Below are 15,156 nucleotides of genomic sequence, written 5' to 3'. Positions count from 1 at the left end.
TCAGGGCCGTTATTGGCGTTCAAGGCGCTGATTCTGAGGGCATTTACCTAAAGAGTGCGGGATGTTGGCGCTTGATTGATGAAGTTAAAGCAAAACCCAGGTGCTATTCTGTAGAGAATTAAGCCAAGAGGTAGGTAGTGATAGGCCTACTAATTTTGAAGATCTGGGTTTGTTATGTTGCCTGCTGTTCCTCCTTCGTTAAATCTTCGTCGTACTCGCATCTTGGAGATGATTCAACACCGCGGTTACGTAACGATAGAGGCATTGGCTGCGCATTTTAATACTTCGCAGCAAACTATCCGTCGTGATTTTAGTTATTTGGCTGAGCGTGGCTTGGTAGAGCGTTGTCATGGCGGTGCCATGATGGCCGCGAAGACCTTTCAGCAGTTACCCTCCGAGCGCACTTGCTCATTACGTCATTTGGCGGAACTGGCGGTTAATCATATACAGTCAGGCATGACGGTTTATCTAGACTCTGGTGAAGAAAGTAATGCCGTTGCATCGGCATTATTAGCCAGTCAGAAACGTTGTAGGGTAGTCAGCAATAACTTAGACATTGCGCAGCGTCTAAGTGCTAGTCCTGTGATCGAAGCGATTATCCCTGGTGGTTCCGTAAAACGCATGGCTAAACGCGACATGTTTATCGCTCACGGCGATTTAGTCATGAGTATCGTGCGCATGTTTCACTACGATATTGCGTTTATGAGCGTACATGCGTTTGATGACGAGGGCACCGTCATGCAAGAGGACCTCAGCGACGTAGCGTTAAAGCAGGGAGTCATGGAGCTAACAGATAAAGTCATCGCTTTATCTTCTCAAGTGCTGCAAGACGCTAAAGCTAATATCAGGGTATGTAAAGCAATAGCGTTTGATGGCTTCATTTGTAATGAAGCCTTACCAGTGTGGCTAGCTGATGCGATGAAGCAAGCAAATGTTGCTGTACAGGTAGCCGATGCTAGTGTGTGTGCGTAAGGAAAACACAGTTGACCTATAGGTCAGTAATCCCGGCTGAGCAGTAAGACCAGAACGATTGTGGAACCCGATGCAATCAGAATAACTGGGAGTAGATCTGTGCTCAGGTGAATAAGATCCATCATGATGTTCCCCAAAATATTTAACAGTGTTTCCAAGGTGGAGCAATAAATACTAAGGTGCTACATAAGGTCTGCGGGGGCTACAAATGTCTACATAACGTTGCATTGGTAGATGTTTGTATTACATCAGAAAACTTTGCTTTCGTTAACGTTTGACATCTAAAAGAGTTGTAACTATTTTTAAGTATTATCGCAACAATCACCCCAATATTGGGTAAGACTATTTGCGCTGGCGCAAGAAACGCGAGAATAAATAGCGATGGTGGTGGTACAGACAGAGACACAGGTAAACTACCGGCTACGATTCCTTTTTTGAATTTTGGTGATTTATGATTGGTCTAATAGTGGCGGGTGCGATAGGGTTGTACTCTATCTATGTTTTGATACGCTCTGGCGGTATCCTGTTCGGTGTGGCCGATATAAATGCTGAACAACGTAAACGTGCCTGGATGCACGGTGGTGTTGCAGCGCTGGCGTTATTGCTCTGTGTGTTTTGGTACAACATGTATTACGACAGCCCAGAAGCACAACAAGAACGCGCCTTAGCTGTACAAGAAACGCGCTGTACCGATGTATTAGAGGCGTATAAAGCAACACAAATTCTAGTGCGTGATGCCAGCAAATCCACCATGACCTTAGCGTTTGCGTTTGTTCCTACGCATGATTCCAAAATGGTCAGAGAGTGTGAGTTCATCATTCAAGCGCCCGCAGACCGGGTCATCATAGAAACAGGCCGTAGCGACAAAGCCGTATTTACTGCCAATGTGCGTTACCGTAAAGATGATGACGCATGGGAAATGATGAGTCTGGATTGGCAAGATAGTAGTGTGGCAATAGAGTAAAAATATTGTTGCAGAGTTTGGCCTCAACTGGTTTAAGCATGTATACTAGGAAGAACTGCATAAACGAACATTTGGGGCCGATCTGGCTTCGACGTGGGTCGCGAAGCAGAGCAGGGCATGTCGAGCACCAGTAAGCTCGTAAATCCACTGGAAAACTTTAAACGCAAACGAAGAGCGTTTCGCACTAGCCGCTTAAGCGGCTTTGCCGCTGCACTAATTTGTTCTTGGGTTAGGTTAGGCAACTAACAGCAGCGTCACTTACAAGAAATCGAATTTGGTTGGTTCGCTCAACCAAGTTTTAAATCTAAGCGAATCGCCAAGGAAAGGCCTGTTGATGGGCATAATCCGAGGTTAAATTCTAAAATATATCAACTAAACATGTAGAACTGCCTGTAGAGGGCTTGCGGACGCGGGTTCAATTCCCGCCGGCTCCACCAGTAAACAGAAGGGCACACTGAAAAGTGTGCCCTTTTTGTTTTTGGAAAAGCACAATCTAGCAAATATTTCTGGTTTTTCGTGATCGTTTCACACCGATTTCACACTGATCTGAAGCGCTTGTTCCCTCTCATTCACCATTGTTAGCTTTGCTTACCTTGCAATGCCACACAAGGCAGGTCAATACTACATAATTCTCGTACTGTTTTTACTAGGAATATGTTTATGTCTGCTCTACCTTTGTCTGTTGCTAGGCTTGGTGTTACTACTCGTCTTAGCCTTACTCTTAGCCTTTGCTTGTGGGGTGGAGCAACATGGGCAGACTCCATACGTGAAATCAGTTTGTCTACGGCAGGTATTGCCGAGGTAGTGAGGCAAGTCGCTATTCCTGAGCAAGGTCCAGTCAGCGTAACCGTGCCCCTGAGCCAAGTTGATGATGTGCTCAAAACTCTGCTGATTACGGATGCTGAGCAACGTATTCAAAGCTTAACGCTAGCGGGACAAGCGCCTCTAGACAGCAGTTTGGCGGGGCTACCGTTTAACGAATATAGCCTTAGTTCTATTCATGCGTTGGCCAGCAGTTTGCGTGGTGTAGAGGTGCAGGCCTATTCGCAAGGGCGCAGCATTCGAGGCACCTTGCTAGGCGTAGATGCGCAAGAACAAGAGAAAAAAACCGTATATTCCTTATCGTTGCTTAGTCCCGAAGGGCAAGTGCAAACGGTAGAGCTAGGCCCAGACAGCAGCTTGCAGGTACTGGATGCTCGTATTCAAGAGCAATTGCAGCAAGCTAGCCAAATTCTGGCACGGCAGACCAACGATAACAGTCGCGAATTGCACCTGTCTTTGGCCCCTACCAAAGCAAAAGAGCTGGAACTGCGCTACTTGATAGCTGCCCCTATTTGGAAAACCACGTATAGGCTTTTGTTAGACAAGGATAATAAAGCCAGACTTCAAGCTTGGGCCGTGGTGGAGAATACAACGGGCGAGAATTGGGACAATATCAGCCTGACCCTTAGCTCTGGTTCTCCAGTGGTGTATCAGCAGGCATTGTTGCAGCAGTACTGGCATACACGTCCAGAGCTCCCCATCGCGGTAGGCAGTAGTACCGCCCCCGAACCTGATAATTATTCAGCAAGCTTTGCGGATTATGCGCCTGCACCTGTTGCAGCCCCCATGATGGCGAAGCGGTCGGTACAGTCAGCGGTGGTGAGAGAAGAAAGAATGCTGGAACGGGGAAGAGCAAATTCTGCTGGGGTTGCCGGTGGTACGGCAGCAATTACGGATGAAGGCCAAACCGTCGTGCGTTTTACCATTCCGGATCCTGTTACGGCAGCCAGTGGCCAAACTATTTCAGTGCCTTTCCAAGACCAGCAGGTACAAGCCGAGGATGTGTCCGTTTACTTTCAGAATCAAAGCAGCCCTCATCCTAGTGCCGCTATTTATCTGAAGAACACGTTAGATAGCAGCCTGCCTCCAGGCATCATCACAGTGTTTGATCGTCAGCTAGGCCACATAGGCGATGCGCAACTTAGCGGTTTGCCTAGTGGTGAAGCACGGCTGATTTATTTTGCTAGAGATAACAAAGTACAAATTCAGCAAGAGTACACAACTGCTCGTGAGATCACACAAACACAAGTGGCGAATGGCGTAGCCTTAAGTACATGGAAGCAAAGCCAGCTATGGACGTATAACGTACAGGGTGCAGTGCAAGAAGAGCGCCAGATTATTATCGACATCCCTCGTCAGGAAGGTTGGGAGTTCACCAGCGCAGCCAAAACCGAGCAAACTAGCCAGAGCTATAGACTACGACTGACTGTACCAGCAGGTAAAACCTTGCAAGTACAAGCCACCTTTAGTCGTTTAGATGCGGAAGAGTTGCGACTGGATGACGTGAGTGAAAGTGTGTTGTACAACTGGAACCAAGGCGGGTTGAATGCTAAATGGAAAGCGGCAATGCCTGAGCTGCTTGCGTTGCGTGAAAAACAAAGCCTTGCACAACAAGATTGGCAACACACGCAGTCGCTGTTGGAGGAGCAGGTTGAAGAACAAGCTCGTGTACGCGAGAACCTTGGGGCAGTGAGTGACCAAAGCAATCTGGGGCAACGTTTTTCTCAACAGCTAGAAGCTCTAGAAGACCGCATTGCTGAACTGCGTAAGTTGTCAGAAGAACAGAATCAGCAATGGCTAGAGGCGCGCCTGCGATTCCGAGAGGCAATCAGTAAACTCTAAATGTTAAAAAGGGCTGTCAGTGACAGCCCTTTTTCATGTGTGAGGTATTGCATCAGGTACGCATGTTGCATACGTAATCGTTAGAGCATTGGTATGGACGGCAACCTCACAAGAGGCAGGTTAGATTTTCTGCATACTCACACTAATATCGGCGGGTGGGCCGTAGTACAAGCTACTGGTCACCAGCCCATCAACACCACAGTTGGCATAGTCTGCTGCATTCGTTTTGTTGATGCCGCCAGCTGCCAATAGTTTTAACGATGGGTAGCGCTCACGTAGAGGAGTGCACCATTCGCGTAATTGTGCAGGCGCGACCTTATCGAATTGGATGACATCCGCACCCGCCTCTACAGCCAGTAGTGCTTCCTCTAACGTTGCTGCTTCTATCACCACTTTCTTTTCCGCCAAGCCGTTGGCGTTTTGGCGTAGTTTTTCTTTGACCTCAGCCCAACCATTTTCAGCCAAGAGCGCGCGGTGTTGGGGGAAAACTAAGATGGTTTCAGATAGCCCTAACCGATGCGGCCAGGCACCGCCAGCCATCGTGGATTTCACTGCGATGCGTCGCAAACCCGGTGGGTGTTTACGGGTAGTCAGTATGCCCACGTGGGGGTTAAGTTGTTTAACGGCTTCCACCAGTTGATGGGTACGCAGAGCAACCGAACAGGCATATTCCAGCAGGTTTTGGCCAACTTTCCAGACATCCAATAAAGCCTGAGCAGGGCCTTCAGCTTCTACCAACATGTCACCATCGGCGGCGTGTTGAGCGCTGGGTAAGTGCTTGATGTGTGTCACCTGACGCGACTGCAGTAGGCGTACTACCTCTTCGGTGCAAGCGCTGACCGTGGCACCACGTGTACGCCACGTAATGCGGGCAGGCTTGTCTCCCAATTGCAGCAGGGTGCTGGTGAGGTCTAGGTAGCCTATGTCTTCCTGAAGCCAGTCTTCCAACATGGCGTTGTCAAAATATACAGGGGCTAGACTCATAAGCGGCTACCTCAACAGTAAAAGGGTTAACGCTATAGAGTAATCTAAATAGCGCTTAGTACACCAGATTGCTATCTACCAGCTTGGTGTGGCTCATGCAGTGGGCATTGATTTTGTACATGAAAATCAAATATCCCAAGCCCAGCGTCAGCACACTAATAATGGCCCACAACACAATATTGCCAATAATGCTGGCCAAGTCGATAGTGCATACCAATCTGCCTACGCGATTTCCTTGCTGATCGTAGGCATAGGTTTGGCTAATAATGAATTTCTGCATGTAGTAGGGAAACACAAACAGCGCCAAGCCAAAGGTCACAATACTCAGCAAAATCCAGATAATGCCGTGACCAATGATTTCGGTGATGGTGAGCTCAGATTTTAATTGCAAGGTGCTGAATTGTGGATTCATGGTGATTTCTTTACGAATAGTGTGCGGGTGATAACTAAAATAAAATGTAAAAAGGATGCGCTATTCAAGCAGCTGTAATCTTAATCTTCATCTAAATGAAATTTATGCATAATTCTATGCGCTACTGGAGCAAGAATTACACCTATAGAAGCAAGGAAAAGTAACCCGGTAATAAAACCATAAATAGCAATAAATAGCTTTCCGGCAATGCTTTGAGGCATGCTGTGTGTACCTATGCCGCCCAGCAAAAGAGCAGTATTCAGAAAAGCGTCGTGCAAAGAGATATCTTCTACGGCTACTTGTCCTAGTACACCAAACATAAATACTACTAAAATTAATAGCAGCGCAATGCATATATGCCAAAGCATGCGTTTCAGAAAGTCCTTTCTGGTCAAAAGAGGGCTTCCTTTTCTTTCATACATCGCCATACTCTCCAAGAAAATACCGATATAAACAGCGAGAGTGTACCCCGTGTGGTACGGCAAGTAGGGAAAAGTGCTTTACAGGTGTTTTTTATACCAGTATCAGAAATAGTCTTGTACTGGTTTACAGAGCTGGTAGGGTAGGCATTGTTTATCAGGAGAATGAATATGCGTACCCATAGTGAATCTGTTGTTAACCAGTTTGACTCACAGGCTAGTGCTTATTTGAGCAGTGCCGTACACGCTCAAGGCGACGATCTGAAAACTGCCGCAGCGTATGTAGCACAGCATATGCCAGCCTCTAGCGTGGGATTGGATCTGGGCTGTGGAGCAGGGCACTTGAGCTTTGCGTTGGCTCCAGTGCTCTCTAAAGTGGTGGCGACTGATGCCTCACCTAGTATGTTGGAGGTTGTAGCAGAGGCCGCTAAACAACGTGATTTCAACAACATTGAAACCTTGCAAACCTTAGTGGAGAGTTTGCCTTTTGCCGATGCCTCGTTTGATGTGGTGGCCACGCGATACAGCGCGCACCATTGGGGTGATGTACCAACTGCTTTGTCTGAGGCTAAGCGCGTGCTGAAACCTGGCGGCATCTTGTTGGTGATTGATGTGTTGGGTTACGAAAACCCATTGGTAGACACGCATTTCCAAACCATTGAGTTGTTGCGCGACACCTCGCATGTGCGTGATTACGCAGAAACAGAATGGCGACGCATGTTGGCAGCCGCTGGCTTTGAAGTACAAGACAAGCAAGCATGGCCAGTACGTTTAGAGTTCAGCAGTTGGGTGACACGCATGCGTACGCCAGATCTGAACGTACAAGCAATACGTGCCTTACAGCAAGGTGCGCCTAAGCAAGTGCATGAAGCGTTGTACTACGAGTCTGAAGGTAGCTTCACCATGTCTACAGGACTATTTTGCTGCCGAGCTCAGGCATGATGAGTAACTGTATAAAAATTGCTCCATGTACCTAAGGAGCGCGCATTTGTTGGGTCGCAGCAAGCTGTTACCCAACAATCCCCAACCTTATGCACAGTTTATGGGGATAAATGCTTATAACCCACCCGCCACCGGAATTACCGTCCCCGTCACATACGACGAAGCGGGCAACAGCAGCCATAATGCGGCTTCAGCGATCTCTGTAGCGTGTGCAGAGCGCTGCATAGGTATTCTAGACGCAAGGCAATGAGCTCTATCTGGCTCGCCTGATAAAGTATGAATATCCGTATGGGTAATACCGGGTGAAACGGCATTCACACGAATGTTTTGTGTGGCAACTTCTTTAGCAAGCCCTACCGTGAAAGTCTCAATGGCTGCTTTGGAGGCGGCGTAGTGTGGTCTCATCGATAAGGTGAAAGGGCTGTATTTGGCTGGTTATACCTACGTTGTTGACTAACCCATACAAGGGGGAAAGCTGCTGCGCACTGTGAAATACAGACTCCATATCGCTAGGCACATTGCTATCGGCTTGTATGGCAACAGCTTTGCCGGCGTGAGCATCGCAGTGCTCTACTAGGGACGCCGCTTTGTCATGCTGCTGTTGATACGTGAAGCACACGTCATAGCCTAACTACGTTTAGGTCTTGCCATGCCTAGGCCACAACCAGAGTAAAAACCCTAGAGGTAGTTGAACTAAATCCCATAATGCTTATCCAATTACTTCTTACGGTTTTTTTGGAGTACAAGCCTTATGTCGCTACAGAATGTTTTGCAGCAATTGATGCAATCTGCTCAGGCTTATACTAAATCAGTTACCACCCCTAAGAATGACGATGCATCAGCTAATCCTTTTTCGGTGAAGAGCTTTGCGGGTGGGGCATTGTCAGGTGGTGCATTGGCGCTGTTATTAGGCAATAAGAAGTTTAGAAAAGTAGGTGGTAAAGTGGCTATGTACGGTGGAGTGGCCGCGATAGGTGCGTTAGCCTACCGTGCTTATGGTGACTGGAAGCAAAAAGGTGGCCAACCTGCTGAGACATCAGCGCCAACCACACCAAGCCAGTTTGAACAATTACCCGCCCCCGTGTTGGAGCACCAAAGCCGTTTGGTGTTGGCAGCAATGATTTCTGCCGCCAAAGCAGATGGCCACATCAATCAAGAAGAGCAAGCGTTATTGGATGCTGAGTTTGCAAAACTACCCGCAGGGGCGGCAGAGCAACAATGGATCACAACGCAGTTAGAAGGCCCAGCTGACCCTTCTGCGATTGCGAAATTAGCGACTACTCCCGAAGAAAAAGCCGAGGTGTACTTAGTCAGTGTGTTGATCACCTCCGCCGACTCCTTTATGGAAAAAGCCTATTTGGATGAGCTATCAAGACAGCTACAGTTAGAGCCAGGTTTGAAAGAGCATTTGGAGCAAACCGCTTTGCAAGTGACCGCGTAACGACTAATGCATAGCGGACTGTGAGGGCAAGGAAGTGATTTCCTTGTCCTCTTTTTTATTGTCGAAGCAATGTGATGTGTTACCAAGCGCAACCAAGGCTGTTGCGCTACATGTGTATAAAAACTGCTCAGGCTATAGTAAAGCCTTATGATTCGTGGCTTAGGGCTGGCTGTTAAAACGGTATCCCCAACCTTATCAACAATAGTGGTGGATAACCTTGTGGTATCTACTAGCTAGATTCATTACTTTGTTAATGCAACACTGTTATGTTGTTCAGCAAGAAATTGCGCCGGTGTTTTTTAATTTTGAATACAGAGTAAAGGTTAAATTATGCTTCTAACGCCCGAACACGAAATGGTTCGAGATTCCATTCGTGAGTTTGTACACCAGAAAATAACCCCTTTTGCAGCACAGTGGGATCGTGATCATACGTTCCCTAAATCAGCGCTTGATGGGTTAGGAGCATTAGGAGCATTAGGGGTAGCCATTCCAGAGGAGCTAGGTGGTGCTGGTATGGACTACATGACCTTAGTGTTGGTGCTGGAAGAAATTGCTGCTGGCGATGGCTCCACCTCTACTATTGTGTCTGTACAAAATTCGTTAGTGTGCGGCATACCGTATAAGTATGGGTCAGACGAACAAAAAAGAACATGGCTCAGACCGTTAGCCAGTGGTCAAAAACTAGGGTGTTTTTGTTTGACTGAACCGCAAGCAGGTTCTGATGCTTCCGCTTTGCTGACTACTGCAGTAAAGGATGGTGATAGTTGGGTGTTGAATGGCGTAAAGCAGTTTATTACGTCGGGGAAAAATGCAGATGTGGCGATTGTTTTTGCGGTCACAGACAAAACGGCCGGTAAAAAAGGTATTTCATGCTTTTTGGTGCCTACTTCTACACCCGGTTATATCGTGTCTAGCATTGAAGAGAAAATGGGGCAGAATGCCTCAGATACCGCTCAGATCGTCTTTGAAAATTGCCGTGTACCGTTAGACGCTTTGGTGGGTAAAGAGGGCGATGGCTATCGCATTGCGCTGTCGAATTTAGAAGAAGGCAGAATAGGTATTGCCGCACAGTCCGTGGGTATGGCGCGTGCTGCGCTTGAGGCTGCTACAGCCTATGCACGCGAACGTATCACTTTTGGTAAGCCCATCATCGAGCATCAAGCGGTTAATTTTCGTTTGGCTGATATGGCCATTCAGTTGGATGCGGCGCGGTTAATGGTGTGGCGTGCCGCCCAGCTTAAAGATGCCGGCAGACCATGTTTAACCGAGGCTTCCATGGCGAAAGTATTTGCGTCTGAGGCAGCGGCCAAAATATGTTCAGACGCGATACAAGTTCACGGTGGCAGTGGTTACACCAAAAGCTATGCCGTAGAACGCATCTACCGTGATGTGCGGGTATCGCAGATCTACGAGGGGGCAAACGATATTCAACGTATGCTCATCGGTAGATCACTGATGAATGGGCGCTAAGGCACAGCGAAAGGATATAATTCCGGCTTTCTGTAATGTAATCATCACGCCTACGGTGACGTAGGCGTGAGCGTTAGGTGTAAAAACGTAATGAAGAATAAGTACGGACAGTTGTCTACGCTAGTCTATGAAACCGATAAGCCTGTAGGAGTGTCTTTTGGCGACGTGGCGTATTACCTAGAGCGTTTGCGTGACGTGAATGGCCCTATCTTGGAGCCTGGCGTGGGTAACGGCAGGTTTCTCGTTCCATTGTTGCAAGCCAATAAAACAGTGGTGGGCTACGATGCCTCATCGCACATGCTAGAGGTCGCCCGTTCTACACTGCAGCAGCACCAGTTAAACGCTGAATTAGTGCATAGCGACTTTGCGAGTTACCAGTCAGCGCCGCGCTTTGATGCCATCGTTATTCCTGCAGGCACATTTCAGCTTATAGACTCTTTTGAGACGGCCTGTACGGTGCTGGGTAATTTCTATCAGCAATTGAACGTAGGCGGTAGACTGATGCTGGATCTGGATGCCGCTCAAGCTATCTTTACTAGCCAACCATCAATGCGTAAATGGCAGGTGGGCGAGGGCAGTATAGTGACACTTGCTAGTACACCGTTGAACATAGATTACGCCAACCAAGTCAGTACAGAGTTGCACCGTTACGAATTATGGGAAAACGGTCAGTTGCAACGTACAGAGCTGGAGGAGTTCGTGTTGCGGTGGTGGAGCCCAAGCGAAATCCGCATGGCGCTGCAGTTAGCAGGTTTCACGAATGTGGTGGTGTCAGGTGGCTACGAGTATGGTCGAGCACCGCAAAGCAGTGATGAACTGATCAGTGTGGAAGGGACAAAAAACTAGGCCACACGCCGCTAGGTGAGTGTGGCCTATGTTTGCACGGGTGCTTATATAGACAAGCACCGTGGGGCGATTAGCCTTGAGCTTCTGTACCCATTTTGGCTTGCAGGTAGTTTTGCAAACCTACTTGCTTGATCAGGTTCAGTTGTTTTTCCAACCAGTATGTGTGGTCTTCTTCGGTGTCGCGCAATTGTGCCAGCAAAATGTCGCGACTATTGAAGTCACCTAAGTTTTCGCACAGAGCCATGGCGGCTTTCAGGTTGTCACGCACACTGTATTCGGTATCCAGATCCTTTTGCAGCATCTGTTCTACGGTATCGCCAGGAGTGAATGCATGAGGGCGCATGTCGGCTTTGCCACCCAAGAACAGAATACGGCGCAAAATCGCATCGGCGTGTTGCGTTTCTTCTTCCATTTCATGGTTAATACGCTCGTACAGTTTCAGAAAACCCTGATCCTCGTACTGGCGTGAGTGTACAAAATACTGATCACGAGCAGCCAGCTCGCCACGCAGCAGTTCATTCAAACATGCGATGATTTCCGGGTGGCCTTGCATATACGCTCCAAAACGATGATTTGTTTGACAATACTAGCAGTATAGATTGATCCGCCGGATTGAGGAAACATGGGCAGGGTGAAGGTGTGACTAATCGTTGATAAGAAACAAAGGTGTTGGAATTATTTACAAGGGCAATGCTGCTTGGTCATGCCTAGTCTATGGTGTTGAAATAGTAGTCATAATGTCAGCAAAAAGGCCTCCGTATAGGAGGCCTTTTTGCATTGGTCTCTACATCTAGAGACAAGTTGTAGCGCGATGAACAAGAGCGTGTTAGCTGATCTCTTCGTCGTCACTCATTTTTTTCAGTAGGTAAATGATGGCAACTTGCTCTGCAGGATTTAGTCGTTCGACGGTTAATTGGCTGATTCGCTGGGCTTTAGGAATCAGAGATTGAATCAGGGCTAAGCCTTCAGCACTTAGGCTAATAATCACTTTTCGTTTGTCGTCGTCACTGGTGGATAGCAGTACCAGCTCACGCGCTTTAAGCCTATTAATGATGCCTCGGATAGTGGCTTGGTCTACTGCCGTTGCTTCTACCAGTTCTATTTGTGAGCTGGGCCCACGGTCGTACAGTGCGCAGAGCGTTACGAACTGTATGGCGGTGAGCTGTGGGTCGCCAATATTGTTCTGGAAAATTGCAGTATGCCGTTGCGTGGCTCGACGTAATAAGTGGCCGATTTGCTCCGTAACGTCATAGTCAGCGCGGGTATCTGTAGGTTGATTTTCTTCTGCCATCTGCATTTTTTTGGTGTTGGAGTAAGACAGAGGCTAAGTATAGCGCGTTGCCTAGGGGTGTGCTAACACAACTCATAAAAAGTGTGTGCGCTTTAAAAGGTGTGATTTTATTAGAGAAAACCCCTAATATCATTTGATTTAAATCAATATAAATAGTGTGTACACTTTAAATGTGGATGTTTGAAGCATAGATAGTTATTGGAGTACATATCAAATGGTTAAAAAAGTTGGCATAGCGATTGTGGGCGCTGGCATTGGTGGTGCAGCGGCGGCGGCATTGTTGCAAAAGGCAGGGTTGGATGTAGAGCTTTTCGAGCAAGCGGATGCGTTCTCCCGTTTGGGGGCAGGCATTCACATCGGCCCTAATGCCATGCGTATCTTCAGAAGAATTGGTTTGGAAAAGCAATTGGAAGACATGGGTTCTCACCCTGACTTCTGGTTTAGTCGTGATGGTGTGAGCGGTGACTACTTGTCGCGTATCCCTTTGGGCGAGTTTGCTAAGAAAGAATACGGCGCGGCCTACATCACTATTCACCGTGGTGATATGCATGAGCTGCAAATCAATAGTTTGAAACCAGGCTCAGTGCATTACGGCAAACGCTTAGAGTCGTTGCAAGAAGAAGATGGCTATGTGCGTCTGACCTTTAAAGACGGTACCGAAATACATGCTGACTTAGTCATTGGCGCAGATGGTATTCACTCCAAAGTGCGTGAAACGCTGTTGGGTGCTGAAGTGCCTACCTACAGTGGTTGGGTGGCTCACCGTGCATTGATTCGTGGTGAAAGCTTACGTAAGTTTGCCGATGAGTTTGAACCTTGTGTGAAGTGGTGGCGCCCTGATAGCCACATGATGGTGTACTACACCACCGGTAAGCGTGACGAATACTACTTTGTGACAGGTGTGCCGCATGAGGCGTGGGATTTCAAAGGACCATTCGTAGACAGTAGCCAAGAAGAAATGCTGCAAGCTTTCGATGGTTATCACTCTACTGTTCAGAACCTGATTCGTTCTACAGAGAACATTACGAAATGGCCATTACTGAACCGTAACCCGCTGCCGCTATGGAGCCGCGGCCGTTTAGTGATGCTGGGCGATGCGTGTCACCCTATGCGACCACACATGGCGCAAGGTGCATGCATGGCTATTGAAGATGCCGCTATTTTGGCCAGATGTTTGGAAGAAACTGGCGTTGAAGATTACGCTACCGCGTTCTCGTTGTACGAAGGCACACGCAAAGAACGTGCCACCAAAGTACAAGCGGTTTCTAACGGCAATACATTCTTGCTGCAACAGGAGGATCCAGCATGGGTGTATGGCTACGATGTCTACGCTGACCCACTGAAAGTAGCTGATTTACAGCCTCAATAAAAAAATACACGCATTCCTCTAGGGGAATGCGTTCATGATTTTGCAGCATTAGGGGACAAATAATGCACACAGAAACTGCTACAGTTTTCGCAAAAAATATTGATAAAAATAACAGTGATTTATATAAAAAGATAACGTGGAAGTTGATTCCATTTTTATGTTTTTGTTATTTAGCTGCTTATCTGGATAGGATTAATGTGGGCTTTGCTAAGTTGCAGATGTTGGAAGATCTGCAATTCAGTGAGACCGTTTATGGGCTGGGTGCGGGCCTGTTCTTCGTGGGCTATATTCTGTTTGAAGTGCCCAGTAACTTGGCTTTGGAAAAGGTGGGGGCGCGAGTCTGGATTGCTCGCATCATGATCTCGTGGGGGATTTTGTCAGGTCTGACTATGTTGGTCAGTACACCGGCTCAGTTCTACACCATTAGGTTCTTGCTGGGTGCTGCAGAAGCAGGCTTTTTGCCTGGGGTGCTGTACTACTTAACTACGTGGTTTCCTACGTACCGACGCGGAAAAATTATTGCGTTGTTCATGATTGGTTTGCCATTATCCAGCGTGATCGGTGGCCCAATTTCTGGTTGGATCATGCACCATTTCGATGGACTGTATGATTTCCGTGGTTGGCAGTGGTTGTTCATGATTGAGGCGGTGCCAAGTATCTTGTTGGGTATCCTGACGTTCTGGGCATTACCTAATCATTACGACAAAGCCAAGTGGTTGACTGCAGAAGAAAAGGAGCTGCTGCGTAAAGATTTGGAAAACGACGATAAAGAAGGCAAAGGGGTAAAAACCAGTTTTAAGGATGGCTTTTTTAACGTCAAAATCTGGATGCTAGGGGCTATAGACTTCTCTATTTTGTTAGGGGCGTATGCGATTGGTTTCTGGATGCCTACTTTCATTCGCAATACTGGCGTCGTAGATACCTTCCATATTGGTTTGTTGTCGGCTATTCCTAGTATTGCTGGGGTAATTGGTATGTTGGCGATTGGTGCAAGTTCTGACCGTCATCGCGAGCGACGTTGGCACTTGTGCATTCCGCTGTTGGTGGGTGCAGTGGCGTTGGCAACCAGTACCTTTGTTTCTGATAACTTGGTGTTAACGGTGTTGATGTTCACCATTGCTTCTGGTGTGTTGTTGGGGGCGGTGCCGGTATTCTTTAGCGTGCCTGCCACTTTCCTTAAAGGTACAGCGGCGGCAACCGGTTTTGCGCTGGCATGTTCCTTGGCAAACATCGCTGGTTTGGTCAGTAACTCCTTAATTGGGGTGGCGACAGACTTAACCGGTACCAGCCATGCTGCATTGTGGTTCTTCTCGGTGTGTTTGGTAGGTAGTGGGTTGTTGGCCTTGGCCTTTCCCGCTAAGGTAGTGAATCGCTAATCAGTT

Annotated in this window: 14 protein-coding genes, 1 other RNA gene and 1 pseudogene; 10 read left to right on the top strand and 6 right to left on the bottom strand. The window is 47.7% G+C overall.

From position 1 onward, the window contains the following. Nucleotides 1-174 precede the first annotated feature (174 nt). The 4 genes from AC3QL0_RS10910 (at nt 175) to AC3QL0_RS10895 (ending at nt 4,600) form a co-directional block, all read left to right on the top strand. A complete protein-coding gene (locus AC3QL0_RS10910; protein ID WP_493008507.1) occupies nt 175-972 on the top strand; it encodes a DeoR/GlpR family DNA-binding transcription regulator in 798 nt (265 codons plus the stop codon). Between the two features lie 451 nt (nt 973-1,423). Next, entirely contained in the window at nt 1,424-1,936 is a 513-nt protein-coding gene (locus tag AC3QL0_RS10905; protein WP_493008506.1) for a hypothetical protein, read from the top strand. A 73-nt stretch (nt 1,937-2,009) separates the two neighbouring features. Continuing rightward, nucleotides 2,010-2,373: a transfer-messenger RNA gene (gene ssrA, locus AC3QL0_RS10900) on the top strand. A gap of 223 nt (nt 2,374-2,596) precedes the next feature. Beyond that, nucleotides 2,597-4,600, top strand: a complete 2,004-nt coding sequence (locus tag AC3QL0_RS10895; RefSeq protein WP_493008505.1) for a DUF4139 domain-containing protein — start codon at nt 2,597-2,599, stop codon at nt 4,598-4,600. Nucleotides 4,601-4,720: 120 nt separating this feature from the next. Here the strand turns inward: AC3QL0_RS10895 and modD are convergent, their stop codons facing one another. The 3 genes from modD to AC3QL0_RS10880 all read right to left on the bottom strand — a co-directional run bounded on the left by modD (nt 4,721) and on the right by AC3QL0_RS10880 (nt 6,424). Next, complete coding sequence (modD, locus tag AC3QL0_RS10890; RefSeq protein WP_493008504.1) at nt 4,721-5,584, bottom strand: ModD protein; 864 nt, start codon at nt 5,582-5,584, stop codon at nt 4,721-4,723. A gap of 55 nt (nt 5,585-5,639) precedes the next feature. Continuing rightward, complete coding sequence (locus AC3QL0_RS10885) at nt 5,640-5,996, bottom strand: DUF6693 family protein (RefSeq protein ID WP_430222969.1); 357 nt, start codon at nt 5,994-5,996, stop codon at nt 5,640-5,642. An 80-nt stretch (nt 5,997-6,076) separates the two neighbouring features. Next, nucleotides 6,077-6,424 (bottom strand): two pore domain potassium channel family protein, encoded by a 348-nt coding sequence (locus AC3QL0_RS10880; RefSeq protein ID WP_493008503.1) that lies wholly within the window; start codon nt 6,422-6,424, stop codon nt 6,077-6,079. A gap of 162 nt (nt 6,425-6,586) precedes the next feature. Here AC3QL0_RS10880 and AC3QL0_RS10875 point away from each other — a divergent pair, with 162 nt between their 5' ends. After that, entirely contained in the window at nt 6,587-7,357 is a 771-nt protein-coding gene (locus AC3QL0_RS10875; protein WP_493008502.1) for a class I SAM-dependent methyltransferase, read from the top strand. Nucleotides 7,358-7,471: 114 nt separating this feature from the next. Here the strand turns inward: AC3QL0_RS10875 and AC3QL0_RS10870 are convergent. Continuing rightward, nucleotides 7,472-7,976, bottom strand: a pseudogene (locus AC3QL0_RS10870) (SDR family oxidoreductase). Between the two features lie 132 nt (nt 7,977-8,108). Here AC3QL0_RS10870 and AC3QL0_RS10865 point away from each other — a divergent pair. The 3 genes from AC3QL0_RS10865 to AC3QL0_RS10855 all read left to right on the top strand — a co-directional run bounded on the left by AC3QL0_RS10865 (nt 8,109) and on the right by AC3QL0_RS10855 (nt 11,114). Continuing rightward, nucleotides 8,109-8,798, top strand: coding sequence for a tellurite resistance TerB family protein (locus AC3QL0_RS10865; RefSeq protein ID WP_493008501.1), 690 nt, complete (start codon nt 8,109-8,111; stop codon nt 8,796-8,798). 330 nt (nt 8,799-9,128) lie between these two features. Further along, entirely contained in the window at nt 9,129-10,268 is a 1,140-nt protein-coding gene (locus tag AC3QL0_RS10860; RefSeq protein WP_493008500.1) for an acyl-CoA dehydrogenase family protein, read from the top strand. Nucleotides 10,269-10,358: 90 nt separating this feature from the next. Next, nucleotides 10,359-11,114 (top strand): class I SAM-dependent methyltransferase, encoded by a 756-nt coding sequence (locus AC3QL0_RS10855; protein WP_493008499.1) that lies wholly within the window; start codon nt 10,359-10,361, stop codon nt 11,112-11,114. A gap of 70 nt (nt 11,115-11,184) precedes the next feature. Here AC3QL0_RS10855 and bfr read toward each other — a convergent pair whose 3' ends face one another. Together bfr and AC3QL0_RS10845 are read right to left on the bottom strand one after the other, a co-directional pair. After that, entirely contained in the window at nt 11,185-11,667 is a 483-nt protein-coding gene (bfr, locus tag AC3QL0_RS10850; protein WP_493008498.1) for a bacterioferritin, read from the bottom strand. 273 nt (nt 11,668-11,940) lie between these two features. After that, entirely contained in the window at nt 11,941-12,405 is a 465-nt protein-coding gene (locus AC3QL0_RS10845; RefSeq protein WP_493008497.1) for a MarR family winged helix-turn-helix transcriptional regulator, read from the bottom strand. Between the two features lie 214 nt (nt 12,406-12,619). Between AC3QL0_RS10845 and AC3QL0_RS10840 the strand changes: the two genes are divergently transcribed. Further along, nucleotides 12,620-13,774: an FAD-dependent monooxygenase gene (locus AC3QL0_RS10840; RefSeq protein ID WP_493008496.1), complete on the top strand. Its 1,155-nt coding sequence runs from the start codon at nt 12,620-12,622 to the stop codon at nt 13,772-13,774. A gap of 62 nt (nt 13,775-13,836) precedes the next feature. After that, nucleotides 13,837-15,150 carry an MFS transporter gene (locus tag AC3QL0_RS10835; protein WP_493008495.1) on the top strand — a complete coding sequence of 438 codons (1,314 nt, stop codon included), beginning with the start codon at nt 13,837-13,839 and terminating at the stop codon, nt 15,148-15,150. The last annotated feature ends 6 nt before the right edge of the window (nt 15,151-15,156 follow it).

Source organism: Paenalcaligenes sp. GW821-LYS-B07-1 (genome assembly GCF_058803365.1).
This window is presented reverse-complemented; position numbering and strand designations above follow the sequence as displayed.

What these genes read in the sequence shown, in the direction of transcription:
- AC3QL0_RS10895 (WP_493008505.1), top strand. Translation starts at nt 2,597, where the DNA reads ATGTCTGCTCTACCTTTGTCTGTTGCTAGGCTTGGTGTTACTACTCGT.
- AC3QL0_RS10860 (WP_493008500.1), top strand. Translation starts at nt 9,129, where the DNA reads ATGCTTCTAACGCCCGAACACGAAATGGTTCGAGATTCCATTCGTGAG.
- AC3QL0_RS10875 (WP_493008502.1), top strand. Translation starts at nt 6,587, where the DNA reads ATGCGTACCCATAGTGAATCTGTTGTTAACCAGTTTGACTCACAGGCT.
- AC3QL0_RS10845 (WP_493008497.1), bottom strand. Translation starts at nt 12,405, where the DNA reads ATGGCAGAAGAAAATCAACCTACAGATACCCGCGCTGACTATGACGTT.
- modD (WP_493008504.1), bottom strand. Translation starts at nt 5,584, where the DNA reads ATGAGTCTAGCCCCTGTATATTTTGACAACGCCATGTTGGAAGACTGG.
- AC3QL0_RS10910 (WP_493008507.1), top strand. Translation starts at nt 175, where the DNA reads ATGTTGCCTGCTGTTCCTCCTTCGTTAAATCTTCGTCGTACTCGCATC.
- AC3QL0_RS10865 (WP_493008501.1), top strand. Translation starts at nt 8,109, where the DNA reads ATGTCGCTACAGAATGTTTTGCAGCAATTGATGCAATCTGCTCAGGCT.
- AC3QL0_RS10855 (WP_493008499.1), top strand. Translation starts at nt 10,359, where the DNA reads ATGAAGAATAAGTACGGACAGTTGTCTACGCTAGTCTATGAAACCGAT.
- AC3QL0_RS10835 (WP_493008495.1), top strand. Translation starts at nt 13,837, where the DNA reads ATGCACACAGAAACTGCTACAGTTTTCGCAAAAAATATTGATAAAAAT.
- AC3QL0_RS10840 (WP_493008496.1), top strand. Translation starts at nt 12,620, where the DNA reads ATGGTTAAAAAAGTTGGCATAGCGATTGTGGGCGCTGGCATTGGTGGT.
- bfr (WP_493008498.1), bottom strand. Translation starts at nt 11,667, where the DNA reads ATGCAAGGCCACCCGGAAATCATCGCATGTTTGAATGAACTGCTGCGT.
- AC3QL0_RS10880 (WP_493008503.1), bottom strand. Translation starts at nt 6,424, where the DNA reads ATGGCGATGTATGAAAGAAAAGGAAGCCCTCTTTTGACCAGAAAGGAC.
- AC3QL0_RS10885 (WP_430222969.1), bottom strand. Translation starts at nt 5,996, where the DNA reads ATGAATCCACAATTCAGCACCTTGCAATTAAAATCTGAGCTCACCATC.
- AC3QL0_RS10905 (WP_493008506.1), top strand. Translation starts at nt 1,424, where the DNA reads ATGATTGGTCTAATAGTGGCGGGTGCGATAGGGTTGTACTCTATCTAT.